Origin of the sequence: Pseudomonas antarctica (assembly GCF_001647715.1) — a bacterium.
GTDB lineage: Bacteria > Pseudomonadota > Gammaproteobacteria > Pseudomonadales > Pseudomonadaceae > Aquipseudomonas > Aquipseudomonas antarctica_A.
In genome coordinates this window covers 5,548,342-5,573,982 of the sequence record NZ_CP015600.1, presented here as the reverse complement: position 1 = coordinate 5,573,982, position 25,641 = coordinate 5,548,342, and the positions used below count along the sequence as shown (strand labels likewise).

The following is a 25,641-nucleotide window of genomic DNA, read 5'->3' as shown; positions in this document are numbered from 1 at the left end:
AAGCCAGCTCCCACATAGGTCTGCTCCCACATTTGTTTTGTGTTCCTTCAGTTATCAGGAGAACTGTCTTTGTCCTCTCCCATCCCCGTCACCATCCTCAGCGGCTTCCTCGGCGCCGGCAAAACCACCTTGCTGCGCCACCTGCTTAAAGCCGAGCACGGCCTTAAAATCGCCGTGATCGAAAACGAATTCAGTGACGCCGGTATCGACACCCAGCTGCTGGGCGCCGAACCGGTGCAAGTCATGACCCTGTCCAACGGCTGTGTGTGCTGCACCATCCACACCGACCTGACCAAAGCCCTGTACCTGCTGCTTGAACGCCTGGACAGCGGCGAGATTGCCTTCGACCGGCTGGTGATCGAGTGCACCGGCCTGGCGGACCCCGCGCCCGTGGCCCAGACCTTCTTTATCGATGAAGAACTGCGCGAGCGCTACATCCTCGACGGCATCATCACCCTGGTGGATGCGGCGCACGCCGAGCATCACCTGACCCAGACCATCGCCCAGGCCCAGATCGGTTTCGCCGACCGCTTGCTGGTGAGCAAGCGCGACCTGGTGGATGAGGCGACCTTCGACGCCCTCAGCCAACGCTTGACCCGTATCAACCGCCGAGCGCCGATTCGGGTGGTCGACCACGGCGCCATCGACCTGGCTGAGTTGCTTGATGTTCGCGGCTTCAACCTCAACGCCGGCATGAGCCTGCGCCCGGTCAGCGCTGCGCCGTCCATCGACCGCATCTCAAGCCTGGTGCTGCGCACCGACCAGCCGCTGGATATCGACCGCCTCAGCGCGTTCATGAACGAGTTGCTGGAAGACCACGGCAAGCAACTGCTGCGCTACAAGGGCGTGCTGAATATTGCCGGGGAAGACCGGCGCATGGTGTTCCAGGGCGTGCTCAAACTCTACGGTTTCGATTGGGATACCGAATGGGCCGAGGGAGAGCAGCGCGAAAGTGTGATTGTGTTTATTGCTGACGAATTGCCGGAAGACAAGATTCGCGAGGGCTTTGCCCGGGTCTATCAACCCTGACTTGAAATGCGATCAAAAAATGTGGGAGCGGGCTTGCTCGCGAATACGGTGTATCAGTTACAAATAAGCTGGCAGGTCCACCGCTTTCGCGAGCAAGCCCGCTCCCACATGTGACTGTATTGCAGGTTGAGCAAGCAGGGTTTTCAGGCATAAAAAAGCCCGGCGCAAGGCCGGGCTTTTCATTCAAGCAACTGCAATCAAGCGCCGTATACCGGCAGCTTTTTGCAGATGGCCTTGACCTTCTCACGGACCGCGTCGATCACGGCTTCGTTGTTCAGGTCAGCCAGGATGTCGCAGATCCAGCCGGCCAGTTCCTTGCACTCTGCTTCCTTGAAGCCACGAGTGGTCACAGCCGGGGTGCCGAAGCGCAGGCCGGAAGTGACGAACGGCGAACGTGGGTCGTTCGGCACGGAGTTTTTGTTCACGGTGATGAAGGCTTTGCCCAGGGCGGCGTCAGCGTCTTTACCGGAGATGTCCTGCTTGATCAGCGACAGCAGGAACAGGTGGTTTTCAGTACCGCCGGAGACAACGTCGTAGCCGCGTTCGATGAACACACCGGCCATGGCCTTGGCGTTTTTCACGACTTGCTGCTGGTAAGTCTTGAACTCAGGCTGCAGGGCTTCTTTGAAGCAGATCGCTTTAGCCGCGATCACGTGCTCCAGCGGGCCACCTTGGGCGCCTGGGAATACCGCGGAGTTCAGCTTCTTCTCGATCTCGGCGTTGGCGCGAGCCAGGATCAGGCCGCCACGTGGACCGCGCAGGGTCTTGTGCGTGGTGGTGGTCACGACGTCAGCGAAAGGCACCGGGTTCGGGTAGACGCCTGCGGCGACCAGACCGGCTACGTGAGCCATGTCGACGAACAGGTAAGCGCCGACTTTGTCAGCGATTTCGCGGAAACGCGGGAAGTCCAGGATCTGCGAGTAGGCAGAGAAACCAGCCACGATCATTTTTGGCTTGTGTTCAACTGCCAGACGCTCGACTTCGTCGTAGTCGATCAGGCCGTTGGCATCGATACCGTATTGAACGGCGTTGTACAGCTTGCCGGAGGAGGAAACGCTGGCGCCGTGGGTCAGGTGACCACCGTGGGCCAGGCTCATGCCCAGGATGGTGTCGCCGCCTTGCAGCAGGGCCAGGTACACGGCGCTGTTGGCTTGGGAGCCGGCGTGTGGCTGGACGTTGGCGTAATCGGCGCCGAACAGTTCCTTGGCGCGATCGATGGCCAGTTGCTCAACCACGTCGACGTACTCGCAACCGCCGTAGTAGCGCTTGCCTGGGTAGCCTTCGGCGTACTTGTTGGTCAGAACCGAACCTTGAGCCTCCATAACCGCAGGGCTGGTGTAGTTTTCCGAAGCGATCAGCTCAATGTGCTCTTCCTGGCGCACGGCTTCTTGCTCCATGGCGGCAAAGAGATCGGCGTCGTACTTGGCAATAGTCAAATCACGGCTGAACATGGCGGTCCTCAAGGATCGGGGGCAGAAAAGGAGGGCATTCTAACCCAAGCGCTTATTAGAAGGGATATGAAACATAGTCATGGCGATGAAGCGCCAGCTTCAAGTTGCAAGCCACAAGCCTCAAGTAAAAGCAGTTCCGCTCGTTCTTGCTGCTTGTAGCTTGCAACTTGCCGCTGCTCTTATTCAGTCGAACATGAACAGCGCATCATTGCTGAACTGCGCTTCAAACCGATTCGCCGGCATCGGCCGCCCGAATAAGTAGCCCTGCACTTCATCGCAGCCATGCTCACGCAGGAAGTCCAACTGCTCATGGGTTTCCACGCCCTCGGCGATCACCGCCAGGTTCAGGCTGTGGGCCATGGCGATAATGGCACGGGCGATCTGCGCATCTTGCTCGCCAGAGGGCAGGCCGTCGACAAAGGTGCGGTCGATCTTCAGCACATCGATGGGGAATTGCTTGAGGTAGTTGAGCGACGAATAGCCGGTGCCGAAGTCGTCCACCGCAATGCTCAGGCCGAGGTTTTTCAGGCTGGCGAGGATCTGCATGGCTTCGTTGACTTCGCGCATCAGGATACTTTCGGTCAGCTCCAGCTCCAGGCACGCCGGGGGCAGGCCGGTGTCCTTGAGAATGGTGGCGATGCGTTCGCCCAGTTGGCCATCCGAGAATTGCCGCGCCGAGATGTTTACCGAGACTTTCGGCACGCGCACCTTGTTCTGGTGCCAGCTCTTGAGCTGGCGACACGCTTCGCTGATCACCCAGTCGCCCACGTCCACCACCAGCCCCAGCTCTTCCAGCACGGGAATGAAGTCCCCGGGCGGCACCAGGCCTCGGCGCGGGTGGCGCCAGCGCAGCAGGGCTTCGGCGCCGGTCAAACGTTTGCCGTCGCCGCTGAATTGCGGTTGGTAATACAGCACGAATTCGTTCTGTTCCAAGGCGTGGCGCAGGTCGCTTTCCAGCTCCAGGCGCTCCAGGGCACTGGCGTTCATATCAGCCTGGTAAAACTGGAAGTTGTTCTTGCCGCGCTCTTTGGCGTGATACATCGCGGTGTCGGCGTTTTTCATCAGTTGGCTCAGCTCGTTGCCGTCCTGCGGGCTCAAGGCGATGCCAATACTGGCGGTTACAAAGAACTCGCGGCCTTCCAGTACAAACGGCTTCACCAGGCTCGCCAGAATCTGCTCGGCCACCGAGATCGCGCGGTTCAGCGCCATCTCACGGCTGACTCGCGGTTGCAGGAGCAAGGTGAATTCGTCACCGCCCATGCGCGCCACGGTGTCGTCTTCGGCCACGCAGCCCAGCAGGCGGGTGGCCATCTCCTTGAGCATGCGGTCGCCGGCGGCGTGGCCGAGGGAATCGTTGATCGGCTTGAAGCGATCGAGGTCGAGGAACATCAGCACCACCCAGGACTTCTGTCGCTCAGCCGACTGCAGCGCCGTGTGCAGGCGGTCCTGGAACAGGGTGCGGTTGGGCAGGTGGGTCAAGGCGTCGTAATACGCCAGACGGTGGATGCGCTGTTCGCTGGCCTTGCGCTCGCTGATATCGCTGAAGAAACACACGTAGCTGGCCAGGTCACCTTCATCGTCAAATACGGCGGTAATGCCCACCCAGGCCGGGTAATGCTCGCCATTGCGTCGTTTGAGCCAGACTTCACCTTCCCAGGTGCTGTGCTGGTGCAGTTGCTTGAGCACGTAGCGCAGGTGAGCTTCCTGTTGCTCATCGACAGTGAGCATGTTTGGCAACTGGTCGAGCACGTCTGCCACGGCATAGCCGCTGACCCGGCTGAACGCCTCGTTGGCCTGCACGATATAGCCCGCAGGGTCAGTGATCAAAATGGCTGAGGTTGAGTGTTCAAATACCGTGGCCGCCATGCGCAGGTCTTTCTCTGCGCGGCGTTGCTGGCTGATATCGCGGCCCACACCGAGGATGCCTTCAAACGCGCCGTGCTCATCCCACACCAGCACCAGGCGCAACTCGATTGGCACTTTGCGCCCATCGGCGCGCAGGCAGTCGAACAGGAACAACTGGGTCTGTACTTCATCGCGCAGCTTGTTCAACGCGGCCACGTCGCCCAGCGCGCGGCTGACGTGTTCCACCAGGCTGTAAATGCCACTCAGTTGTTGGGGGTTGGCAATAATCGACTGCCAGCCGTTCTTGAATACCCAGTCCACGTCATAACCCAGTACGGCGCTGACTGACGGGCTGACGTAGTTGAGGGCCAGGTGGCTGTCGGTGGAGCAGATTACGTCGCTGATGCTTTCGGCCAGCATGCGGTAGCGTTGCTCGCTGTCGCGCAGGGATTCGCTGGCTTCGATCTGATCGGTAATGTCCTTGGCCACGCCGATGATCCGCGTGACCTGCGCAGATTTGTCACGGGCCAGGGCCTGCTCGCGGATATCGAAGCATCGCCATTGGTTATTGCGGTGACGAAAGCGCAGCTGACATTGCAATTGGGTGCTGTAGCCGACTTCACGTTGCCGCTGGCGCAAGTCGTGGTAATGCTCGGCGTCTTCGGGGTGCAGCAGGATTTCCCAGAAATACTCACCCATTTGCTGCAGTTCGACCTTGTTGTAGCCGAGGGTGTGGCCCAAGTGATGGTTGCTGAAAATCATGCGCTGGCTGATCACGTCCTGCACATACAGGTGATCGGGCACGGTACGCACCACGTCCGACCAGAAGCTTTCGCGCTCGACCAGCGACAGCTCGATCAACTTGCGGCTGGTGATGTCGCTGATGCTGAGGATCACCGCCTTGAAGTCGTCTTGCTGCTCCGGCAGGCGCATCACCAGCCACAGGTATTGGTCATTGCCGACGACGTCGTTGAGCTGGATTTCCAACTCCAGCTGTTTTTGCTGGGTCAGGACGGCCTCCAGCACCTGGTAACCGATGGCCGTGGCGTTGCGCGGGCAATCATCGATCAGCCGCTCCCACGCTTGCTCGCAAGAACTGACGTTCAGCAGGCGCACGGCCACCTGATTGACCTCGGTGACGCGCAACTCCTTGAGCAGTTGTTGGCGCTCTTCGGCGTTATTGCGCAACCAGGCCTGCAATTGTTCGCGGGTCTGCACTTTGGTCTTGTCGAAAAAAAACTTCAGGCCCGACAGGTCAAGTACGCACAGGGCCACGCCGGTGCCTTCGAAAATATCCTGATAACGTCTGCGGCCTTCATGCACCTGACGCTGACGGCGACGCATATTGAGCAACACAATCACCGGAATCAGCGAGAAGGCCAGGCCCAACAGGCATTTGCCGATAAACGCCGGCAGCAGTTGCTCCAACACGGCGCCGCGGTCGAACAGCCCGCGCAATTGCCAGTCACTTTTGCTCAGGGGCGTGACCAACACGCTTTTATTCAGCTCATCCGGCGTCAGCGCAGACGCCCACTGTGCCGGCATGCCGGAATCGCGGCTGACCACGCGGTGGTTCAAGCGGTTCTCGATGGCCCACATTGGGCGCTGGCCCTGGCCATCCTGGCGGGTGAGGTTGCTCAGATAGCTAGGCTCCAGGCGCAGGGCCCAGTACATTTTTGAGCCGCCACTGGGCTGTTGCAGCAACAGATAAATGAGGGTGCCGTCGGCATTGTTGCTCAGGTAATAAGGTTGCGAGTGGCTGCGCTGTACCAGCTCTTCAAGCCAGGCGCGGTCCTGGCTGTCTTTGGCGCTGTCACTGATCAACGCGCCGCTTGGCGCCAGCAAGGCGAAACTGCGCAGCTCCGGCAGCGAGCGTTGCAAGGTGCGCATCAGCGCTTGCTGTTGTTCGTCGTTGCGCGGCGGCTCGACCATCGGTAACAGGTTCAGGGCGATTTTTGCGCTCAGGGCCATGTTCAGGCTGATCTGTTCAGCCAGGTCGGCGCTGTAGTCAATGGTGTATTGCTGCTGGTTTTTCTGGTTTTGCTGCAATTGGTCCAGCAGTTGCCAGAACAATAACGCGAGCAACATAAGGACAAGCGTCGCCAATGCGCCTTTCAGGGTACCGTGCAGGGGCGCTCCCGGCGCTATATGAGCGGCGCGCAGAGGAGTGGGCGGCGTGACTTTGGACAAGCTGTGATCCTGCGGTTTGGCTGGATTGGCGCGCGACGTGCACTATAAGCCGGACGCCCGGAGGGCGGCTAGCATGCCTTGAGTTGTGGCAAAGTGCCAGTCCCGCCTGGCTGGACTGCCCAAGCGCATTCAGGTAGCTTTGCCGGTTACGCGAGGGCGTTCCAGCCCCAGACTTCAGGCTTTTTTCGCACGCAGGCATTGATCACCATCAACGGCCCGCGCGGCGCATGGCCTGCACGGGCTTCGCCCGCTTAACTCATCAGTCACTGACGCTAGGTTCACCATGGCTCAATACGTCTTCACCATGCATCGGCTGGGAAAAGTTGTTCCGCCGAAGCGGGAAATCCTGAAAAACATTTCGCTGTCCTTCTTCCCAGGCGCCAAGATCGGCGTGCTCGGCCTCAACGGTTCGGGTAAGTCCACACTGCTGAAAATCATGGCCGGCGTCGACACCGAGTTCGAAGGCGAAGCCCGCCCGATGCCCGAACTGAACATCGGCTACCTACCGCAAGAGCCAATCCTGGACCCGACCAAAACCGTGCGCGAAGTGGTCGAGGAAGCGGTCAGCGTGATCAAGAACGCCCAGGCCCGCCTGGACGAGGTTTACGCCGCCTACGCCGAAGAAGATGCCGACTTCGACAAGCTGGCCGCCGAACAGGCCAAGCTCGAAGCCATCCTGCAGGCCGGCGACGGTCACAACCTGGAGCGCCAGCTGGAAGTCGCCGCCGATGCGCTGCGCCTGCCGGCGTGGGACGCCAAGGTCGAATTCCTGTCCGGTGGTGAAAAGCGTCGTGTGGCCCTGTGCCGCCTGCTGCTGTCGGCACCCGACATGCTGCTGCTCGACGAACCGACCAACCACTTGGACGCCGATTCTGTCGCCTGGCTGGAACACTTCCTTCACGACTTCCCGGGCACCGTGGTTGCGATCACGCACGACCGGTACTTCCTGGACAACGTCGCCGGCTGGATCCTCGAGCTCGACCGTGGCGCCGGTATCCCTTACGAGGGTAACTACTCCGGTTGGCTGGAAGCCAAGTCCGACCGTCTGGCCACCGAATCCAAGCAGCAATCGGCTCACGAAAAAGCCATGAAGGAAGAACTGGAGTGGGTGCGCAAAGGCGCCAAGGCCCGCCAGTCCAAATCCAAGGCACGTCTGCAACGCTTTGAAGAAATGCAGTCGCAGGAATTCCAGAAGCGCAGCGAAACCAACGAGATCTACATCCCGGCCGGTCCGCGCCTGGGTGACAAGGTCATCGAGTTCAAGAACGTTTCCAAAGGTTATGGCGACCGCGTGTTGATCGATAACCTGTCGTTCTCGATGCCAAAAGGCGCGATCGTCGGCGTCATTGGTGGTAACGGCGCGGGTAAGTCCACGCTGTTCCGTATGCTGATGGGCAAGGAAACCCCGGATTCTGGCACCATCGAAGTCGGCGAAACCGTGCAGTTGGCCTGTGTCGACCAGAGCCGCGATGACCTGGATGGCAGCAAGACTGTGTTCCAGCAGATCTCTGACGGCTCTGACCAGATCCGCATCGGTAACTATGAAATCCCATCGCGCACCTACGTCGGCCGTTTCAACTTCAAGGGCGGCGACCAACAGAAGTTCGTCAAGGACCTGTCCGGTGGTGAGCGCGGTCGCTTGCACCTGGCCCTGACCTTGAAAGAGGGCGGCAACGTCCTGCTGCTCGACGAACCGTCCAACGACCTCGACGTTGAAACCCTGCGTTCCCTGGAAGAAGCCCTGTTGGACTTCCCGGGCGCCGCCATTGTGATCTCTCACGATCGGTGGTTCCTTGACCGCGTCGCGACCCACATCCTGGCGTACGAAGACGACTCCCAAGCAGTGTTCTTCGAAGGTAACTACACCGAGTACGAAGCGGACCGTAAAAAGCGTTTGGGCGAAGCTGCTGCCCAGCCGCACCGTGTACGGCACAAAAAACTGGCCTGAGTCGGGCTGGTTTGAAAAAAGCGGAGCCTTCGGGCTCCGCTTTTTTGTGCGCGTTATTCAGGTGGACCGCGTTGAATTCATTCGCGAGCAAGCCCGCTCCCACATTCGACCGCATTCCAAAGTGGGAACCCGATCAAATGTGGGAGCGGGCTTGCTCGCGAAGGCGCTTTAACGGTTGGTGCATGCCTTGAGTTGAAATCCCTCTCATGGTGCAAAAAAGCACAATAATTTATATATAATGCACCATTTAAATTCACAAAAGCGACATTTTGCGCTTTTCAGGTGCAACATGAATTGCTAAGGTCCGGCTCAATCTCCTTTAAAAACAATCAATTTGCCGAGACATTTCCATGATCGAATCTGTCGAATCCTTCCTTGCCCGCCTCAAGAAACGCGACCCCGACCAGCCGGAATTCCACCAAGCCGTAGAGGAAGTCCTGCGCAGTTTGTGGCCGTTTCTTGAAGCCAACCCCCACTACCTGACCTCGGGCATCCTGGAGCGCATCTGCGAACCGGAACGTGCGATCACCTTTCGGGTGTCGTGGGTGGATGATCACGGCAAGGTGCAGGTCAATCGCGGGTTCCGCATCCAGATGAACAGCGCCATCGGTCCCTACAAAGGCGGCCTGCGCTTCCACCCGTCGGTGAACCTGGGCGTGCTCAAGTTCCTCGCTTTCGAACAGACCTTCAAAAACTCGCTGACTTCGTTGCCCATGGGCGGCGGCAAAGGCGGCTCGGACTTTGATCCCAAGGGCAAGAGCGACGCCGAAGTCATGCGTTTCTGCCAGGCGTTCATGAGCGAGTTGTACCGCCACATTGGTGCGGACGTGGACGTGCCGGCCGGTGATATCGGCGTGGGCGCCCGCGAAATCGGCTTCCTGTTTGGCCAGTACAAGCGCCTCAGCAACCAATTCACCTCCGTGCTGACCGGCAAAGGCATGACTTACGGCGGCAGCCTGATTCGCCCCGAAGCCACCGGTTTCGGCTGCGTGTACTTCGCCGAAGAAATGCTCAAGCGCAGTGGTCAGCGAGTTGAAGGCAAACGCGTGGCCGTGTCCGGCTCGGGTAACGTGGCGCAATACGCGGCACGCAAGGTCATGGACCTGGGCGGCAAGGTCATTTCTCTGTCCGACTCCGAAGGCACCCTGTACGCCGAAAGCGGTTTGACCGAGGAGCAATGGTCGGCCCTGCTGGCGTTGAAAAACGTGCAGCGCGGTCGCATCAGTGAATTGGCCGAGCGTTTTGGCCTGGAGTTCCGCAAAGGCAAAGCACCTTGGGAGTTGGCCTGCGACATCGCCCTGCCGTGCGCCACCCAGAACGAACTGGACGCCGACGCCGCCCGCACGTTGCTGCGCAACGGCTGCATCTGCGTGGCCGAAGGCGCCAATATGCCGACCACGCTTGAGGCTGTGGATATCTTTATTGAGGCGGGCATTCTGTTCGCGCCGGGCAAGGCATCCAATGCCGGCGGCGTGGCCGTGAGTGGCCTGGAAATGTCGCAGAACGCCATGCGCCTGCTGTGGACGGCAGGCGAGGTGGACAGCAAGCTGCACAGCATCATGCAGTCGATCCACCATGCCTGCGTGCATTACGGTGAAGAAAACGGCCGGGTCAATTATGTGAAGGGCGCGAACATCGCGGGCTTCGTGAAGGTGGCTGACGCGATGCTGGCGCAAGGTATCGTTTAAGTCTCGGGTTCGACCTGCAGCACTTCAATCATTTGATCGCCGACGGGGCGTTTCCACAGCACCTCGTCGCCCACCTGGGCGCCCAGCAATGCGCGGCCCAAAGGCGAGCCCCAATTGATGAGGTTAGCGTGGGCATCGGCCTGGTCTTCCCCCACCAATTGAATGCGCTGCTGCTCGTCCTGCTCGTTGGCGAAGGTGACCCAACTGCCGATCTGCACCTTATCGGTGGAGGTGGCCGGCGCCACGACTTGGGCGCTTTGCACGCGCTGGTTGAAGTAGCGCAAATCCCGCTCAAGATCCGCTTGGCGCTGCTTATCGGCTGTTTCGCCTTTGGCGGACTCCACGCTGTATTCCTGCTGTAACTGCGCGACCTTGGCCTGCAACTGCGCCAACCCTTTTGCGGTCAGGCGATTGGGTTGTTCACTGACCTGGCGCTCCACCGGCTGATCGGCCTGGGCGGCGGCGTTGTCCTCGTTAACAAAAGCTCGGCTCATGACATTCTCCCTCTATGGAGTTTGGGCCATGGTCGCCGGGCTTTAGTTTCGCTGGATGTCTGAAAGCGACCTATTGCGCGCGATAAGCCCTGCCGGCGTCGCGGTCTTTCTCTTGCTGCCAGGCACGCTCACGGTCATCCCAGTGGTTGTCCTTGTAGTCACGCAACTCTTCGTTCTCGCGCATGGCCTTGCACTGGCGAAAGCCATCTTCCCAGCCTTCGGCGTACTCGCGGTCCTTCAGATAGCGCGGTACGTTTTTGCGAAACTCCCCGCTGATCACCCCTGCGGCCTGGCGACCGCTGCTGCAACCGTCATCAAAGCCATCGGCAAAGGCCGGTGGATAACCTTTGGCCAGCAACTCCTGGTGGGTTGATTGGCAACCCGACAACCACATTACCGCGCACAGCATTACCGCAGACCGCCACATGGCGTACTCCCTGGCCGTTTCCCGGCTGATAGGGGAAGTCTAGTCAGGGATTTGTTGGGGCGGTGTGAAAGCGAGGTGAGAAAGGTGTTGGGCTAAAGGGCCATCAACGACGATTCTCTTTAAATTGCAGGACGTTTCCTAGAGAATCCTTGGCCTATTGTGCCTTAGGGTTTGGGTCACTAGTCTCCTGGCTTCGCTGTGAAAGCAGCGACCGGGTTTAGCGACCCGAATCACTAAGACTCATCCTCTTTACACACTTGGCAGGCGGTTTTTGTGCTTGTCGATATCGTGTTATGGCGGCTGTGCGCGGGAGATCTTCGGATCTGCCGGGTGTCTAGGTGACCGGTTCGCTAACCTGCGTACAGCTGCCACCCCTTTATGTTTAGCGACGTGTTGTGGTGGTCCTTTATCTCACTTAGTAGGTACACCATGTCTAAAGTCGTCCCTGATCCACCCCTGTCTTCAATTACCACCCTAGGCGTCGTCACCTTCGGCGACTACGGCGAAAACGCAAAACCGCTGTTCCGCGTCAATGCCGGCATGCCGATTGATGAAGCGCTGGAACACGCCTCCACTTTGCTTTTCTACTCCAAGAAACTCGCGATGGAAGCCGCCATGGATGTGCGCGGCGAACAATACGCCTGGGCTGCGCATTATCTGTGTGAGATGGGCAAGGCCGTCGTAGACGACCTGACCCAAGCGATGACGCCCGCCACCTAAAGGCTGGCACTGCCATTGTGGCGAGCAGGCTTGTCGAATCGCCACAGGGGTTATGTCGCCTGGTTGATCGCCAGTGCGGCATGCTCAGCCAATTCCTGCTGGATAAACGCTGCAATCATCGCGCGATACACCTGCTCAGTGACCTCAGGGTTCGCGCCCACGGTCTGCGATAAACCCCGGACCTTGGCGATCACCTGTTCAACCCGTTGCGGCGCCTTGACGCCGTCCGAGTCTTTTTTGAAGCGAGCGGCCTGGGAAACGTAGTGGCCGCGTTCAGCGAGCAGGGTGACGATTTGCTTGTCGAGGCGGTCGATGTTTGCGCGGACTTCTTCAAGGGTGGTGCAGTTAACGGCCATGTTGATGGAGCTCCTGACTGGGCGGGAAATGCAGTGCATCTGACTATACGCGAGCCAAATGTGGGAGCGGGCTTGCTCGCGAATGCGGTGGGTCAATCAATACATCATTGCCTGAACCACCGCCATCGCGAGCAAGCCCGGCTCCCACATTTTTGAACTGCGGCGGGCGCAGAATTCAGGCCCGGCACGAACAAGTGTGGGAGCTGGCTTGCCTGCGATGGCGGTGGGTCAGTCAGACTATCCGCTGCTGATACACCGCATTCGCGGGCAAGCCCGGCTCCCACATTTTTGAACTGCGGCGGGCGCAGAATTCAGGCCCGGCACAAAACAAGTGTGGGAGCTGGCTTGCCTGCGATGGCGGTGGGTCAGTCAGCCTAGCCGTTACTGATGCACCGCCTTCGCGAGCAAGCCCGGCTCCCACATTTTTGAACTGCGGCGGGCACAGAATTCAGGCCAGGCACAAAACAAGTGTGGGAGCTGGCTTGCCTGCGATGGCGGTGGGTCAGTCAGCCTAGCCGTTACTGATGCACCGCATTCGCGAGCAAGCCCGGCTCCCACATTTTTGAACTGCGGCGGGCGCAGAATTCAGGCCCGGCACGAACAAGTGTGGGAGCTGGCTTGCCTGCGATGGCGGTGGGTCAGTCAGCTTAGCCGTTACTGATACACCGCCTTCGCGAGCAAGCCCGCTCCCACATTGGGTCATCGCCGGGGCTTACAGATCAGTAGTGGTACCACTTCACTTCAAGCATCACTTCATTCACGGGTGTCGACAAGTGGCTGTATTCGCGCTGGGCGCTAAGGCGCAGGCCGAGGTTGCGCGACAATTCCCACTGCTGGTTCAGGCTCACACTACGGCGCACTTCACCATTGGTGAAGAAATCCCCTTTGGCTTCCAGGCTCAAATTCCCCAGTGGATTTTTCCACAGCAGGCCCGTGTTGAAACCGGCAGCAGGGGAGATGGCCTCGCTGAAATCGTTGTTGTGTTCCACGCGCACGGTGCCGAGGGCGAAGCCGAGCATGTCGTCGCTCAGTTGCCAGGTGCCGCCGGCGCCGCCGTTGACGTGAGAGACCAGGGTTTGGTCGTCGTGTTTACCCGGCACGCGCTCCAGGCCACCGGTGACTTGCCATGACCAAGGCTGCAACAGGGCGTTGCGTGGGGTCAGGGAGCGGATGGTGGCCAGGTCCAGTTGTTGCAGTTGCCAGTGATTGCCTTCGTACTGGCGCAGTTTCATTTGCAGGATTTCAATCTGCGCGCCCAAGGGGAAACCTTCGGCGTTGTCGTTAAGGTCGTGGTAGGCCATGCGCAGGCCGTATTCGCCGAAAGTTTTGTTACCACGAGTGCCGACGCCGGCTTGCCAGGTGCGTGATTCATGGCCATCTTCGGGCAGGCCCGGGCGCTCAATTTTGAGGTCGGGCGCGGGGTTCTGGTTGATCGCACGCAGCAGCTCGAAGCTGCGTTGGGAGCGTTCGGTGTCGCGCTCCAGGCCGTTGGCGCGGTAGCGGCCCAGGCGATAGGCGGCGTCGATGATCAGTGCCTGGCGATCGCGGGGCAGGGCTTTGAAGGCCGGCGCCTGCAATTGTTTCTGGTCGTCGCTGACTTTCAGCACCCATTGTTGCTCGTCGCCATCCAGCGGTTTGGCGCGTTCCAGCAGCTCACGTTCACGCGACGGGCGGTAATCAATTTTCTCGACTAAACCCGCTTCTTTTACCGCCTTTACGGTATCGGTCGGGATTGCCGTCAGTGGGAATTGCTCGGTCAGGCGCAGGCTCGGGCGCGCCACTTGCAGCAGTTCCAGCAGGCGGTAGGAGCAGTTTTCGTCGAAGAAGAAGTAGTCGAACTGGATCTGCTTGAGCTCCCACACGTGCCGGACCATGCGCTCGGTCTCGAGCTGGGTCAGGTTGAGGCGGTATTCCCACAGGTCGCGGTTCTCGAGGCTACGGTATTCCGAGAGCTTTTCTTGGTACGGCACCAGGGCGAACAGGCCGGGATAGCCGCCCATCAGGCCTTTCCAGGCATAGAGAATGCTGTTGTCGGAGCCTTCGATATAGGCGCCGAAGTTAATCGCGTAGCTTAGCAGGGCGGTGTTGTTGCTTTGTACGTCAGCCTGGTCGATGCGCAGCAGCGTGTGGCCGAACATCGACGACGGGCTATTGAGGTAGGCCGCCGGGAAGATCATCACCGCGCTGTGGGGCGCGACGTCCTTGAACCATTGGGTGAATTCTTTGCACTCCAGGGCAGGCAGATCGGTCAGGTGCAACTGTTCCGTCAACCAGCGGGTGCGTGCCGGGTAAACGCATTGGGCATGTTTTTCACCCAGGCTTGCGGGAGCGTACAGCGCTTCAACGGTGGCCTTGAGCTCGGCGTCCGGGTGGTGGGCGCCATCGGGAGCGAGGAAGAATTTCTTGTCGCTGACATAGCTGCGCCAGCCTTTGAGCTTGCCGGCTTCGTAATGGCCCAAAGACAGCCAGAATGGATCGTTGGCCAATTGCTGCAAACGTTGATCATCAATATGCGGGGCCGCGTATAGCGGGGCGCAGGCGAAGAGTGCCAACCAGGCAAAGCGTTTGAGCATAGGGGCAACTTAAGTCGGAAATAGTGAGACCCAAAGGGGAGGCGGGCCCAAAAGTAAAACCCGCGCCTCGTAAGGCGCGGGCGGGTCGAGCTTAAGCCTGGGTAGCGTATTTCGCCAGGCGGGTATCGCTTTTCAGTACAGCCAGGGTGTTGTTGTGCACGTCGTCAGCGGTCACGTCAGCCTTGCTGAAGATTTGCTGGAAGTGCTCGTGGGTCACGGCAGCAAAGTGCTCGCGATCTTCCGGTGCAACGCCCAGTACCACGGCATAGGTGGTCAGCGCTTCGCCGTTGCCCTTGGCCATGTCTTCGGACAGCTCGTTCATCATGCCATTCATGGCAATCCAGGACTTGCCGCCGTAGGTCAGGGCGCTGTTGGTGCTGCAACCGTTGGTGCCCGAGGTCATGCCGAAGGTGGCGTTACCCGAGGTGCCGTTGGTGGTGGAAGCGAGGAAGTGAGCTGGCGTACCGCGCTGGCCTTCGAACAACATGTTGCCCCAACCGCAGTTCGGGCCACCTGGTGATTCAGCCATTGCATTGAGGGAGACAACGGTGAAGAGAGTACCAAGAAGGATCCGTTTCATAGCTTTGTTCTCTTTGTGTGCAAACCAATGGACAAGGGTTCAGGCGCGTCGCAGCGCCCTAGGGGCCAGTTATTAGTCCAACCCGCGCAGTTTGGAGTTTAGGCACGTTCCTGGGGTTCCGTTATTTTTTATAAAACAAACCGAGTTGTCGCGTTTTTTTTGTAGGAGGCCTCCCGTGTCTATGCTTTCCCAAAGGCGCGCCTTGCCAGAGCGCGTAACCGAGAGCCAGAATGCCGTCATCTGCCCCGCCTGATGTAAGGAAGCCCGATGCCTGATCCTGTTGCTGCCAGCCTGCGTCTAGCGCCTGAAGCGCTGACTCGCCCTTTCTCCGCTGAACAGTTCAGCTTCTCGACCACTAATGATTTGGAGCCCTTTCGCGGTGTGCTTGGCCAGGAACGTGCGGTTGAAGCCTTGCAGTTCGGCGTGGCCATGCCACGCCCCGGTTACAACGTGTTTGTCATGGGCGAGCCGGGTACCGGCCGCTTTTCGTTCGTCAAACGCTACCTGAAGGCCGAAGGCAAACGCCTGCAGACCCCGGCGGACTGGGTCTATGTGAATAATTTCGATGAGCCGCGCGAACCGCGCGCCCTGGAATTACCCGGCGGCGCGGCGGCGGCGTTCATTGCCGACATCAATGGGTTGGTCGACAACCTGGTCGCTACGTTCCCCGCTGTTTTCGAACATCCGACCTATCAACAGCGCAAAAGCGCCATCGACCGCGCCTTCAACCAGCGTTACGACAAGGCGTTGGACGTGATCGAACGCCTGGCCCTGGAAAAGGACGTGGCGCTGTACCGCGACAGCTCCAACATCGCCTTCACCCCGATGCTCGACGGCAAAGCGTTGGACGAAGCGGAGTTCTCGCAACTGCCAGAGGCTGATCGCGAGCGTTTCCACACGGATATTTCCGAACTGGAAGAACGTCTTAACGAAGAACTGGCGAGCCTGCCGCAGTGGAAGCGTGAATCCAACAACCAACTGCGTCAGTTCAACGAAGAAACCATTACCCTGGCCCTGCAACCTTTGCTGGCGCCGCTGTCGGAAAAGTACGCGGAAAACGCGGGTGTTTGCGGTTACCTGCAAGCCATGCAGGTGTACCTGCTCAAAACCGTGGTCGAGCAACTGGTGGACGACGCCAAGACCGACGCCCAGGCCCGCAAGCTGCTCGAAGAGCAATATTGCCCGAGCCTGGTGGTCGGCCACCCGGTCAACGGCGGTGCGCCGGTAGTGTTTGAGCCGCACCCGACCTACGACAACCTGTTCGGCCGTATCGAATACAGCACCGACCAGGGCGCGCTCTACACCACGTATCGCCAGCTGCGCCCGGGCGCTTTGCACCGTGCCAATGGCGGTTTCCTGATTCTGGAAGCCGAGAAAATGCTCAGCGAGCCGTTTGTGTGGGACGCCCTCAAGCGTTCCCTGCAGTCGCGCAAGCTGAAGATGGAATCGCCACTGGGAGAGCTCGGCCGCCTGGCCACCGTGACCCTCAACCCGCAAATGATTCCGTTGCAGGTCAAGGTCATCATTATCGGTTCGCGCCAGTTGTACTACGCGTTGCAGGATGCCGATCCGGACTTCCAGGAGATGTTCCGCGTACTGGTGGATTTCGACGAAGACATCCCAATGGTGGACGAGAGCCTGGAGCAGTTCGCCCAGTTGCTCAAAACCCGCACCTCGGAAGAAGGCATGGCGCCGCTGACGTCGGACGCCGTGGCGCGTCTGGCGACCTACAGCGCACGCCTGGCGGAACACCAGGGGCGTTTGTCGGCGCGTATCGGTGATTTGTTCCAGCTGGTGAGCGAGGCGGATTTCATTCGCCACCTGGCGGGCGATGAGATGACCGATGCCGGGCATATCGAACGGGCGCTCAAGGCCAAGGCCACGCGTACCGGGCGTGTGTCGGCGCGGATTCTCGACGACATGCTCGCCGGGGTCATCCTGATCGATACCGCCGGTGCGGCCGTCGGCAAATGCAACGGGCTGACGGTGCTGGAAGTCGGCGACTCGGCCTTCGGCGTACCGGCGCGGATTTCCGCCACGGTGTACCCGGGCGGCAGTGGCATCGTCGACATCGAGCGCGAGGTTAACCTTGGCCAGCCGATTCACTCCAAAGGCGTGATGATCCTTACCGGTTACCTGGGCAGCCGTTATGCCCAGGAATTCCCGCTGGCGATCTCGGCGAGTATCGCGCTGGAGCAGTCCTACGGTTATGTGGACGGCGACAGTGCCTCCCTGGGCGAGGCGTGCACCTTGATTTCGGCGTTGTCGAAGACGCCGCTCAAGCAGTGCTTTGCCATCACCGGCTCGATCAACCAGTTTGGCGAAGTGCAGGCGGTGGGTGGGGTCAACGAGAAGATCGAAGGCTTCTTCCGCCTGTGTGAAGCGCGCGGGTTGACCGGCGAGCAGGGTGCGATCATTCCGCAAGCCAACGTCGCTACGTTGATGCTCGACGAGAAGGTGCTGCAGGCCGTGCGCGACGGGCAGTTCCATATCTACGCCGTGCGTCAGGCGGATGAGGCGTTGAGCTTGTTGGTCGGTGAGCCGGCCGGTGAGCCGGACGAAGAGGGGCAATTCCCGGAAGGCACGGTGAATGCGCGCGTGGTGGAGCGTTTGCGCGCAATTGCCGAGATGATCAGCGAGGACGACTTGAAGGAAGCGGAGAAGGAGCTGGCGCAGCAGGCGTTGGCGGAAGCCAAGCCGAGCTGATTTTTTGTGGCAGCTCGGTAAGTGTGGGAGCTGGCTTGCCTGCGATAGCGGTGTGTCAGTCAGTAGAAATGTTGGCTATGAGTCAGTCATCGCAGGCAAGCCAGCTCCCACATTGGAACAGTGGTGTATTCGGAAAATTGTTAAAAACGCCACATTTTTGACTCGCCTCTCAGGGACCAACGCCCGTTGGTCCCTACAGCCTTGGTTTGTACTGGTTTTATTCTATTCTGAGCTTAAGGGATATCTACAGGAGTCGCTGGACAGAGACAGCTTCGCCACGCGCGAGGTTGAACACCGATCTACCGAGGGTCGCCGCCATGCCGCGCAACCTTTGCCTTACCCGCCAATGTTTGGGCCTGGTTACCCGTATCGAATGCTCCATTCGCCCTCTTGCGGGGGATAACGGGATGTGGACGTTGTTGTTTGCCGCTGGAATGACCGGCGAACAGCCTTCCACCATCAAGTCCCAAGGCCCGTTTCATGGGCCCTTCGTGGCAGAAACCATCCTGCAATCGATTGTTGAAAGCCTGACCCTGCACGGGTATGCGCTGGCCGATGACCCGCAGATCTGGTGCCTGCATTTGCAGGCACATCTGCGACAACTCAATGGTGGGCGAGCCCAGACGGTCATTGATACCCATCACTGAGCATTATTTGCTTTCGGGTTTGTCCAGCTTCACTTCAAAACCGTATTGCACGGTGCCGAGGTCGGTGCGCTGGTAGCTTTCCAGCGTCGTCGGCTGGCCGTAGAAATAAAACACGTCAAACAGCGCCGTGCCGTACTCCTCGGCGCGGTGGCTCACACCGAGAATTTCCTTGAGGTAGTTGCCGCTCGCGTCTTTGGCGTAGAAACGCCAGCTGTCGGCGGGGAACTCTTTTTGATCGACAATCAGCGCGTTGTCCTTCAGCGACAGGCCTTTAGGCAGCTTGCCCACGTCAATCGTGGCTTTTTCGATCGTGGCCAGGAACAGCGGTACCGAGCCCACCACAAAGGCCGGGTTTTCCGGGAAGAGGTTGAGGTCGTAAGTGAGCGTGCCGCTGCCTGCGTTCAACTCGAAGGCTTCGGTCGGCAACTCGATGGGCTCGCCGCGTTCGCCTTTGTCGTCCGCTGTGAAGAAGGTAATAGGCGACTCGCCGCTGTTGCGATCAGCGCCGACCAGGTCGTCATTGAACGTGAAAGGGTGGTCAAACACGATTTTCGCGGCACTGGCGTCTTCGGTCGACTGGCTGATCGTCACGCTTTTTTTCAGTTGGTCTTCGGTCATCGCGGCGTCTTTGAGCCAACTGGCGGCGCCGTCGTCATACACCGTGACCGGCATCGGCAGGGCTTGCACGGTCTTCTGCAGGCTGTTCTTGTCGAAGCGCATCACCGGCAGGTCGAGGTCCTTGCGGGTGAGCGTGGCCTTGGAGAAGTCCAGTACATCGACCTGCAGGGTGTCGATCAGGCCATTGAAATACACCTTGGCGTAGTGGCTGCCTTGTTTATGTTCGAAGGCTTTTTGCTCGTCCGTCAGTTGCTTTTCAAAGGCATCCGACCAGGTCGTCTGTTTTTGCATCTCGGCCAGTTGTTTCTCGTAGAACGCCACTTGCGCAGCATTCTCGTTGATCGAGCCCGAGCGGGTGAGAAATTGCCCGGTACTGTCACGTGCCTGTACCAGTAAGGGGTTCGGTGATTCGTCGCCGACCTCCGGTGCCAGCGGCTCGCTGTTGGTCAGTTCAATCTCGGCGTAGTTTTTCTCAAGCAACAGCAGGTTGAGGGTGATATTGCCCTCGGTGCGTTTGTGGCCCACGTCTTTTTTCGACAAGTCGAACGTCAGCACCTTGCCTGGCGCGACCACTTCAACCGCGCCCTTGAGGCTGACGGGCTGCGGCTGGCTCTTGTTGTCGGTCTCGATACCCTCGATGAACGGGTAAGTCACGGTCAGGTCATCGGGGTTGGTCAGGTTGGAACTGCTCGGGCTCAGTTGGATGCCTGGATCGGTTTCCGACCATTCCGGCTGAAAGGGGATGACTTTATTGTTGCTCAAGGTCACCGACTGCCATTCCAGGCCGTGGGGGAAGGGGAACTGGTCCGGGGTGTTGAAGTTGAACGGGAACACCGGCTGCAAATCCGTCAGGTAGTCGGAGTGTGACGCTTTGCGCAGCACGAACAGGCCATTGATGTAGGTGTCCACCAAGGCTTGGGGCGTGGGGTAGTGCTTGAGCAGGGCGAGGGTGTCTTCGCCGTATTCGGCTTCGATGGGCTTGTTGGCGAGTTTGACGCGCGCCCGCTCCAGCAACAGCAGCGAGCCGCCGAGGTCGGCGGTGGCATCTCTGAGTTTGGGGTCTTGAATGGTGTCCAGTGACTGTTCGAATTTCGCGGTTTTTTCTTCGAGGGTGACCTGCTTCTGCTCTTCTTTGGGAGAGCAGCCGCCGGCCATCAGCAACGCCGCACACAGGCCGATTGTGGCCAAAGGGGATCGCACATCCATCATCTGAATCTTCCTGTCCGACATCATCGAGCCGAGTTAATGGACTCGACACTAGCAGAAAAATTCTCTTACAGATGCCGCCCAGGTCAGTTTTCTCGCGGTTACAGGTGTTTGGTAGCGGCTGGTATACTCGCCGCCATTTTTAGCCACGCTGTGTGAGATCCGATGGAACGCTTTATTGAAAATGCTATGTATGCCTCGCGTTGGCTGCTGGCCCCGATCTATTTCGGCCTGTCCCTGGGGTTGCTGGCGCTGGCGCTGAAATTTTTCCAGGAGGTGATTCACCTGCTGCCGAGCGTGTTCTCGATGGCCGAGTCGGAACTGATCCTGGTACTGCTGTCGTTGATCGACATGGCGCTGGTCGGTGGCTTGTTGGTGATGGTGATGATCTCCGGCTACGAGAACTTCGTCTCGCAGCTGGATATCGATGAGGATAAGGAAAAGCTCAACTGGCTGGGCACCATGGACTCCTCGTCACTGAAGATGAAGGTCGCAGCCTCCATCGTGGCGATTTCGTCCATTCACCTGCTGCGCATCTTCATGGACGCCAAGAACGTCGATCCGCAGCATTTGATGTGGTACGTGATCATCCACATGACCTTCGTGATCTCGGCGTTCGCCATGGGTTACCTGGACAAAGTCACCAAGCACTGATGCCCGGCGCCGGCCTTACTGCTCGACGAAGTAGTAAGGCTGGCGACCGATAGCCATCTGCTTGATCACGCTGACCTTCTCAGCCAGTTGCTCGGGGCGGTCCAGCAGCGCCATGTTGCCGGGCTTGGCTGCAAGAAAACTACGCAGCTCAGCTTCGGTTTGCAGGATCGGCAAATAGCCCTGCAGATAGAACACGCTGGCCCCGGCGATGCGTTCGTTGGGCTGGAACAGCACCACCTCCTTGCCTTCGGTTTGATAAGCCTTGGCCTGACTGACCACCGGTACGAAGGACTCGCGCAAGTCAGCTTTTGGTGCAAACCAGAAGGCGGCTGTCATGTAACTGACGATCAACAGCGTGAACACACCGCTGATCACGCCGCGGTGATAACGGTACAGCGCCGGTTTATGCGCTTTGAGCCATTCCAACAGCACCCCTGCATATTCCGCTGCAAGTACGGCGGCTGCCGGTGTCAGTGCCATCAGGTAAACCACGCGCTTGCTGGACGCCAGGGTCAGCAGGGTGAATTGCGCCACCAGCCACACGCTGAAAAACAGGCGGTAGCGGTTACGTACCAGGCTTTTGCGGAAATGCCACAGGCCCAGGTACACCAGAATGTTCCAGGGCAGGAAGGCCTCGGGCAGTTTTGCAATGTAGTAATAGAACGGTTCGTAGTGCCCGGCTTCGACAAACGAGCCGCTGAAACGCCCAACGCTGTTGGTCCACAACACTTCGGCCACGGCCTGCATGCCGCCACGCTGGAACAGAAAGCCCAGCCAGATCAGCAGCGGCACCAGCGCCAGCAGCGTGAACAGCCCAGGCTTGAGCCAGTCGCCGATGCGCAGGCGCTTGTCCATTACGCTGGTGCTGAGCAGGTACACAAAAATCACAATGCCCGGCATCGCCAGGCCGAGTACGCCTTTGCTCAACGTCGCGATGGCCATCCCGACGGTAAACAACGCCCACGCCCAAACACTGGAACCTTGACGCTCGGGCCGCACGGCCTGGTAGAACGCCAGCAACGCAGTGGTCACACCGAGGCTGAGCAATGAATCCTCACCCACGCCGCGCACGTTGCCCCAGTAACTGGCCATGGTCGCGAGGATCAGCGCCGCGCAGAACGCCAGGGTCTGTGGCCGCCCGAACTTGCGCAGCATTGCGTAAAACAGCATCACGCTGAACAGCCCGGCAAACGCTGACGCCAGGCGTACCGCCCACGTTGTGCCACCGAACAGGCGAATCGCTCCGGCATCCAACCAAAGGCTCAGGGGTGGTTTTTCCAGGAACGGCTCACGAAACAGGCGTGGGATAACCCAGTCATTGTCCAAGTGCATGGCCATGGCGATCCCGGCAACGCGGGCTTCGGTGGAACCTTGCAGCTCATGACTGCCAAGGGCGAAGAAGAACAACACACCAACGAGAAGGAGCAGCAGAGAAACGGGACGCGTCATAGGTTCTGGCTACCGGGGCAAGGGGCCGTTCGGGGGAACGGCCGTGGCGATCGGCTAGTATATGTAACGGATTCTTAATATTTCGTGAATGAATGTGGGGTTTTTGTAAGGCTCGCTGAGCCAGGTATTCAGGGCCGTTTCAAGCTTGGCAGCGCCGCTTTGCCTGGCTCGGTCAGCACCGGTTCCAATTGCGCCCAGGTGAAACTCAACGCGTTGTCGCAGCCGTCGCCGGTGGCGGGCGTTGAAAGTTGCAGGCCTTGGGTGTTGAAGCTCAGGTCGAAGGTGGAGTAGCTGGTCACCGCCGGGCAGCCTTCGTCGGTGGTGGTTTGCTTGGCCAGCCAGTCGCTGAATGGGGTGGGCAATTTCACCTGGCCGGAGTAGGCGTCGTACCATTCCTGCTGCCCGCCGAGCCACGTCCATGGGTCGACGCTGTCGCCGGTTTGCAGGTTCCAACTGTGCAGGCCCCAACTGATACCGCCGCGTCCATAGCCTGCGGTCCAGCGGTAGAACCGCACCGTGATCCATTGCGAGGACCAGTAAAACGGCTCCACCGTGATCTCACTGGTGGTCGTGCCGCCGCTCTGGTCCAGTGCATTGCGCCGCTCACGATTGAAGTCGGCCTGGCCGTCCGGGCTAACCGCTAACCGCGCGAGGTCGCGGTTGATCTTCTCGATAGCCGGCCCTTCGCCTTCGAGCTTCAAGGTGACCTGCCCACCTTGGGTGTGCACTTGGTAGGCGTGCTCGCCAAAGGACTTCTTCTCGACCGTCACCTTCGGCGGCACCGCCTCGAGTGGCGTGTTATAGGCGTCGCTGGCGCAGCTTTCCGTATCCGCCCGTTTCAGCAGCAATGCCAGGCCTTTGCCTCCCGGGGCTTTGCTCCAGGTTCCCGTCAGCGTGTCCCCTTGCGGCTCATCCAACTGCCAGAAACCCGTGTTGCCTTCTTCGGCCCACGGTTCACTGGCGTTGGCCTGAGTCAGTTGGATGGGGGTGAGGATGCGCTGGTAGTAATAACTGCCGTTGGCGCCATGGGCACCATTAAAACAGGCAGTAACGGCGGATTTACCCAAGGTGCCTTTCCACACCCCTGCCAGGTCGGCAGCGTGGGTGAGCAAGGGCGCGCAGGCGAGGGCGATGACAGCGAAGGGCTTGAGCACGGGTATCGGACTTCCGGTTGTCTGATAAAGGCGGTCAGGGTAATGGGAAGTGTGAGGGGATTCCAGCGGGCGAGGCGTTGTGAGGCGTCTCGCCCTGCTGATCGAAACAGGGTGGCAACTGTACGCGGGTTAGCAGACCAGGAATCAAGGAACCCAGTGCATCCGAAAGTGCCTCACGCACAGCCGCCGTAACGCGGTCCAGCAGGTGCTGAGCGGATGTGGGTGTTGCAGGCCGTGATATTGCCGAGTGGCTAAACCCGGCGGCAGGTTTACTGCGAATGGGGGAGGTGAGCCGCGTGGGTGGAGGGGAGCCGGTTCACTGACAGCGGGACATCTTGAAGGAAAAATCCGAAGGCCCGCCGGCTGGACTTTCCACCCTCCAGAAACAACAAAACCCGCACTAGGCGGGTCTTGTCGATGCTTCGAATTGGTGGGCCGGGGTAATTTGAATCGGTTCGGTAAGTTATTGAGTTATAACATTAATAATTATTTAAATTTTTAGTTGGAATACCAATTGGAATACTGCACTCCACTTGACCACCCGCTTGCATTCGATCTGACCAGCACGCTTCGTAATCATGATTGGCGGTGAACTGCCCAAGATGGGCAGTCTGCACAGACGGAACGACCAGATGAGTGCCGAGCTAATAGCCGGTCTCCGACCGACTTTCTCCTGTCCACCGCGGCGTTTCAGAGCTTGGCCACTGTACAGAAGGATGTCGAATTGTTCGCCAATGTGGAAGACTCTCATCCTAGGGTCACCCATGGTGTCTTTGGGTGAGGTCGAGACGTGAGGTCACATACCGGGTGAGGCCGCCGAAGCAGGCGCGCGCGCCTTGACGAAGCGATACAGTGCACTGTGTACGGACTGAAATGAATGAGCGAGTCCAGCCGTGCGACAAGACTCCTCATGTTTCCGGCCTCCGTTAGGGATCATGGTAGTAATGAGATTGCCAGAGTCGGTAGAAACTGGTGACGACTTGGATAAAGATCGCACCAGACCTATGACGGAAGATGATTCAGATGACCAATAACGATTGCGACGAAAGCAGGTATCGGGCTGTTGCCAGGCGGTGGTTTACTCACATCAGGATTTGAAGGGATTCAGTTATTGAGTGCAGAAGTCGCCAAGCAGATGGAGCGGAGCACTCAAGCGCGATTTGAGAATTTAGTTAAAAGTGTTTTCAACGAGAATGTCAGCCCTGAGGTGGCCATTCACACATGAAGTCAGACGACGAAGAGTACAAGCTTTACGAAAAAATCTATCTCGCGGAGGCGGATAGGAAAGAGAAGTTGATGGGGCGTCTTAACCTACCCCTTGCAATGATTGTAGCGGTCCTCAGCTTTTTGTCTTATCTACTGTCGAAGGCACCTCCGGTAGCGGTTACCGCCGGAGTGTATTTTTGGATTTCATACTTAATGGCTGTCGTCTTCGTACTGGTGGCAATGGCGCATTTCTCACAAGGATGGCGGGTACGCCTAGATGATCTAGCGATACCCACGGCCGAGGATCTTGAATCTCACCGCAGGTTCCTGATTACCTACTATGATGGTGACATTGTTGAAGCCAATGGCTGGTTCATGCAGATCATGATGGATTACTACATTATGGGCGCAACGCGAAATGCTAAGAATAATGACAGGCGTAGCAGTCAGCTCGACCAGTGTTCGAAATATGTGATTTATGCGGTCGTAGCGTCCATTATTGCGTTCGTACCGACCTATACATCATCGCTGACTTAGGAAACATGTAATGTCCGATCAGAAGCCGCCACCACCACCGCCCCCTCCTATGCGCAACGTTAGAGGTGATGTTCCGTTACCACGGCGTGATCCGCCTCCGCCACACCCTTCGAAAAAGGGTTGAGGGGGCTAGCTTTAGCTGGCTTCCCGCCTATAAAAACAG

Annotated in this window: 18 protein-coding genes; 8 read left to right on the top strand and 10 right to left on the bottom strand. The window is 58.9% G+C overall.

Annotated features, from left to right (window positions below; translation table 11 throughout):
* The first annotated feature begins 69 nt into the window (after window positions 1-69).
* A complete protein-coding gene (yjiA, locus tag A7J50_RS25270; protein WP_064454216.1) occupies window positions 70-1,029 on the top strand; it encodes a GTPase in 960 nt (319 codons plus the stop codon).
* 197 nt (window positions 1,030-1,226) lie between these two features.
* Here yjiA and glyA read toward each other — a convergent pair whose 3' ends face one another.
* Both glyA and A7J50_RS25260 read right to left on the bottom strand, forming a co-directional pair.
* Entirely contained in the window at window positions 1,227-2,480 is a 1,254-nt protein-coding gene (gene glyA / locus A7J50_RS25265) for a serine hydroxymethyltransferase (protein WP_064454215.1), read from the bottom strand.
* Window positions 2,481-2,663: 183 nt separating this feature from the next.
* Window positions 2,664-6,515: an EAL and GGDEF domain-containing protein gene (locus A7J50_RS25260; protein WP_064454214.1), complete on the bottom strand. Its 3,852-nt coding sequence runs from the start codon at window positions 6,513-6,515 to the stop codon at window positions 2,664-2,666.
* A gap of 283 nt (window positions 6,516-6,798) precedes the next feature.
* Here A7J50_RS25260 and ettA point away from each other — a divergent pair, with 283 nt between their 5' ends.
* Entirely contained in the window at window positions 6,799-8,463 is a 1,665-nt protein-coding gene (ettA, locus tag A7J50_RS25255; protein WP_064454213.1) for an energy-dependent translational throttle protein EttA, read from the top strand.
* A gap of 350 nt (window positions 8,464-8,813) precedes the next feature.
* Window positions 8,814-10,151 (top strand): NADP-specific glutamate dehydrogenase, encoded by a 1,338-nt coding sequence (gene gdhA / locus A7J50_RS25250; protein ID WP_064454212.1) that lies wholly within the window; start codon window positions 8,814-8,816, stop codon window positions 10,149-10,151.
* Here gdhA and A7J50_RS25245 read toward each other — a convergent pair.
* Together A7J50_RS25245 and A7J50_RS25240 are read right to left on the bottom strand one after the other, a co-directional pair.
* Window positions 10,148-10,645, bottom strand: a complete 498-nt coding sequence (locus A7J50_RS25245) for a GreA/GreB family elongation factor (RefSeq protein WP_064454211.1) — start codon at window positions 10,643-10,645, stop codon at window positions 10,148-10,150. The genes gdhA and A7J50_RS25245 overlap by 4 nt on opposite strands.
* 70 nt (window positions 10,646-10,715) lie before the next feature.
* On the bottom strand, window positions 10,716-11,072 hold the full coding sequence (locus tag A7J50_RS25240; RefSeq protein WP_064454210.1) for a hypothetical protein: 357 nt from the start codon (window positions 11,070-11,072) through the stop codon (window positions 10,716-10,718).
* A 429-nt stretch (window positions 11,073-11,501) separates the two neighbouring features.
* Here A7J50_RS25240 and A7J50_RS25235 point away from each other — a divergent pair, with 429 nt between their 5' ends.
* Window positions 11,502-11,792: a DUF3077 domain-containing protein gene (locus A7J50_RS25235; protein WP_064454209.1), complete on the top strand. Its 291-nt coding sequence runs from the start codon at window positions 11,502-11,504 to the stop codon at window positions 11,790-11,792.
* Window positions 11,793-11,842: 50 nt separating this feature from the next.
* Here the strand turns inward: A7J50_RS25235 and A7J50_RS25230 are convergent, their stop codons facing one another.
* From A7J50_RS25230 to A7J50_RS25220, 3 genes are all read right to left on the bottom strand, one after another.
* The gene (locus A7J50_RS25230; protein ID WP_064454208.1) at window positions 11,843-12,148 is read right to left on the bottom strand and encodes a chorismate mutase; all 306 of its coding nucleotides are present in this window, start codon (window positions 12,146-12,148) and stop codon (window positions 11,843-11,845) included.
* Between the two features lie 719 nt (window positions 12,149-12,867).
* Window positions 12,868-14,721, bottom strand: coding sequence for a DUF4105 domain-containing protein (locus A7J50_RS25225; RefSeq protein WP_064454207.1), 1,854 nt, complete (start codon window positions 14,719-14,721; stop codon window positions 12,868-12,870).
* Between the two features lie 91 nt (window positions 14,722-14,812).
* Window positions 14,813-15,301: a DUF3015 domain-containing protein gene (locus A7J50_RS25220; protein WP_017139294.1), complete on the bottom strand. Its 489-nt coding sequence runs from the start codon at window positions 15,299-15,301 to the stop codon at window positions 14,813-14,815.
* A 267-nt stretch (window positions 15,302-15,568) separates the two neighbouring features.
* Here A7J50_RS25220 and A7J50_RS25215 point away from each other — a divergent pair, with 267 nt between their 5' ends.
* Entirely contained in the window at window positions 15,569-18,007 is a 2,439-nt protein-coding gene (locus tag A7J50_RS25215; protein ID WP_064454206.1) for a Lon protease family protein, read from the top strand.
* A 317-nt stretch (window positions 18,008-18,324) separates the two neighbouring features.
* Complete coding sequence (locus tag A7J50_RS25210) at window positions 18,325-18,654, top strand: hypothetical protein (RefSeq protein ID WP_064454205.1); 330 nt, start codon at window positions 18,325-18,327, stop codon at window positions 18,652-18,654.
* Between the two features lie 3 nt (window positions 18,655-18,657).
* Here A7J50_RS25210 and A7J50_RS25205 read toward each other — a convergent pair whose 3' ends face one another.
* The gene (locus tag A7J50_RS25205) at window positions 18,658-20,481 is read right to left on the bottom strand and encodes a hypothetical protein (protein WP_082895953.1); all 1,824 of its coding nucleotides are present in this window, start codon (window positions 20,479-20,481) and stop codon (window positions 18,658-18,660) included.
* A 162-nt stretch (window positions 20,482-20,643) separates the two neighbouring features.
* Here A7J50_RS25205 and A7J50_RS25200 point away from each other — a divergent pair, with 162 nt between their 5' ends.
* Complete coding sequence (locus tag A7J50_RS25200) at window positions 20,644-21,132, top strand: TIGR00645 family protein (RefSeq protein WP_064454204.1); 489 nt, start codon at window positions 20,644-20,646, stop codon at window positions 21,130-21,132.
* A gap of 15 nt (window positions 21,133-21,147) precedes the next feature.
* Here A7J50_RS25200 and A7J50_RS25195 read toward each other — a convergent pair whose 3' ends face one another.
* Together A7J50_RS25195 and A7J50_RS25190 are read right to left on the bottom strand one after the other, a co-directional pair.
* A complete protein-coding gene (locus A7J50_RS25195; RefSeq protein WP_064454203.1) occupies window positions 21,148-22,581 on the bottom strand; it encodes an ArnT family glycosyltransferase in 1,434 nt (477 codons plus the stop codon).
* Between the two features lie 128 nt (window positions 22,582-22,709).
* Entirely contained in the window at window positions 22,710-23,735 is a 1,026-nt protein-coding gene (locus tag A7J50_RS25190) for a hypothetical protein (RefSeq protein WP_064454202.1), read from the bottom strand.
* 1,221 nt (window positions 23,736-24,956) lie between these two features.
* On the opposite strand from A7J50_RS25190, the gene A7J50_RS25180 reads away from it, so the two are divergent.
* Window positions 24,957-25,478 (top strand): hypothetical protein, encoded by a 522-nt coding sequence (locus A7J50_RS25180; RefSeq protein WP_064454200.1) that lies wholly within the window; start codon window positions 24,957-24,959, stop codon window positions 25,476-25,478.
* Window positions 25,479-25,641 lie beyond the last annotated feature (163 nt).

Excerpts from the sequence above, each read along its gene's own strand:
- ettA (WP_064454213.1), top strand. The coding sequence starts at position 6,799 with ATGGCTCAATACGTCTTCACCATGCATCGGCTGGGAAAAGTTGTTCCG.
- A7J50_RS25200 (WP_064454204.1), top strand. The coding sequence starts at position 20,644 with ATGGAACGCTTTATTGAAAATGCTATGTATGCCTCGCGTTGGCTGCTG.
- A7J50_RS25230 (WP_064454208.1), bottom strand. The coding sequence starts at position 12,148 with ATGGCCGTTAACTGCACCACCCTTGAAGAAGTCCGCGCAAACATCGAC.
- A7J50_RS25205 (WP_082895953.1), bottom strand. The coding sequence starts at position 20,481 with ATGATGGATGTGCGATCCCCTTTGGCCACAATCGGCCTGTGTGCGGCG.
- A7J50_RS25215 (WP_064454206.1), top strand. The coding sequence starts at position 15,569 with ATGCCTGATCCTGTTGCTGCCAGCCTGCGTCTAGCGCCTGAAGCGCTG.
- glyA (WP_064454215.1), bottom strand. The coding sequence starts at position 2,480 with ATGTTCAGCCGTGATTTGACTATTGCCAAGTACGACGCCGATCTCTTT.
- A7J50_RS25240 (WP_064454210.1), bottom strand. The coding sequence starts at position 11,072 with ATGTGGCGGTCTGCGGTAATGCTGTGCGCGGTAATGTGGTTGTCGGGT.
- A7J50_RS25225 (WP_064454207.1), bottom strand. The coding sequence starts at position 14,721 with ATGCTCAAACGCTTTGCCTGGTTGGCACTCTTCGCCTGCGCCCCGCTA.
- A7J50_RS25220 (WP_017139294.1), bottom strand. The coding sequence starts at position 15,301 with ATGAAACGGATCCTTCTTGGTACTCTCTTCACCGTTGTCTCCCTCAAT.
- A7J50_RS25245 (WP_064454211.1), bottom strand. The coding sequence starts at position 10,645 with ATGAGCCGAGCTTTTGTTAACGAGGACAACGCCGCCGCCCAGGCCGAT.
- A7J50_RS25235 (WP_064454209.1), top strand. The coding sequence starts at position 11,502 with ATGTCTAAAGTCGTCCCTGATCCACCCCTGTCTTCAATTACCACCCTA.
- A7J50_RS25180 (WP_064454200.1), top strand. The coding sequence starts at position 24,957 with ATGAAGTCAGACGACGAAGAGTACAAGCTTTACGAAAAAATCTATCTC.
- A7J50_RS25195 (WP_064454203.1), bottom strand. The coding sequence starts at position 22,581 with ATGACGCGTCCCGTTTCTCTGCTGCTCCTTCTCGTTGGTGTGTTGTTC.
- A7J50_RS25210 (WP_064454205.1), top strand. The coding sequence starts at position 18,325 with ATGCCGCGCAACCTTTGCCTTACCCGCCAATGTTTGGGCCTGGTTACC.
- gdhA (WP_064454212.1), top strand. The coding sequence starts at position 8,814 with ATGATCGAATCTGTCGAATCCTTCCTTGCCCGCCTCAAGAAACGCGAC.